The sequence below is a fragment of the Streptomyces sp. NPDC001970 genome (assembly GCF_053594115.1).
The window spans coordinates 1-1,190 of sequence record NZ_JBSFDW010000124.1; the positions used below are offsets into that span (position 1 = coordinate 1).

At 67.3% G+C, this 1,190-nt stretch carries 1 protein-coding gene; it reads right to left on the reverse strand.

Annotation, left to right across the window (positions count from 1 at the left end):
- The coding region (locus ACWCP0_RS42160) for an AMP-binding protein (protein ID WP_451083996.1) at positions 1–1,190 on the reverse strand (1,190 nt) is incomplete at both ends.

Sequence of the window (1,190 nt, forward strand, 5' to 3'; positions counted from 1 at the left end):
CACCTTCTTCGGTGCCCGGTCCATCACCTCATGGTTCGTGTCGTCCGACGTCTCCGTCAGCCCGTAGGCGTTGACCAGCCTGACCCCCGGCTGGGCGGCGAACCACCGCTGGGCCAGCTCCCGCTTCAGCGCCTCACCCGTCACCGACACACACCCAAGATCCGCCAACCGGCGCGGACGCCGCTCCAACTCGGCAAGCACCGCCTCCAGATACGACGGCACCACCTGCAACACCCCCACCCGGCCACGGACAACCGTGTCCAGGAACCGGGGAACATCCAAGATCGCGTCCTGCTCCACCAACAGCGTCCGCCCACCCACCAACAACCCCGCCACCAACTGCCACAAAGAGATGTCGAAACACTGCGGCGCGGTCTGCGCCACCACCTGCCCCTCACCGATCCCCAGATCATCGATCTTGGCGAAGAGATGATTCAGCATCCCCGCGTGCTCACACATCGCCCCCTTCGGCTCACCCGTCGAACCCGACGTGAAATAGATGTAGGCCAACTGACCCGCGCCCACGCAGACGCCCAGATCACCCTCGGCGTGCTCCTCCTCCCAGGCCTCCTCGACCAGCACCCGCTCGGCACCCGGCAACGAAACAAGAGCCTGGTCAAGAGTGGTCGTACTGCCCCGCTCGGTCAGCACCAGACCACAACCGGCACGCGCAAGCGTCGTCGCGATACGCCCGGCCGGGAAATGCGGCTCGACCGGCAGATACACCCCACCCGCCTTGAACACCGCCAGCACCGCCGCCAGCCAGTCCAGATTCCGCTCCATCACAACCGCGACCACACCCTCGCGCCCCAACCCCCGCCCCAACAACGCCCGCGCCAACCGATTCGCCCGCGCATTCAACTCGCCATACGTCCACTCACGGCCACCATGCACCGCCGCCACCGCACCCGGACACAGACGCACCCGCTCCTCGAACAACTCGTGCACCCGCACATCCGGCAGCTCCCGACGCGGCCCCGCCAGCCCCTCCACCTGGAAACGGTGCTCCTCGGCCGACAACAGACTCTGCCGCCCATGCTCGGCATCCGGATCAGCAGCGATCAGCCCCAGCGCAGCGACGTGATACCCGGCGATCCGGGCCGCACAGTCGCCGTCCACGACATCCGTCCGATACCGCAACCGCAACACGAGCCCATCGACACGCCGGACGAATCCCACCCGCAGCACCG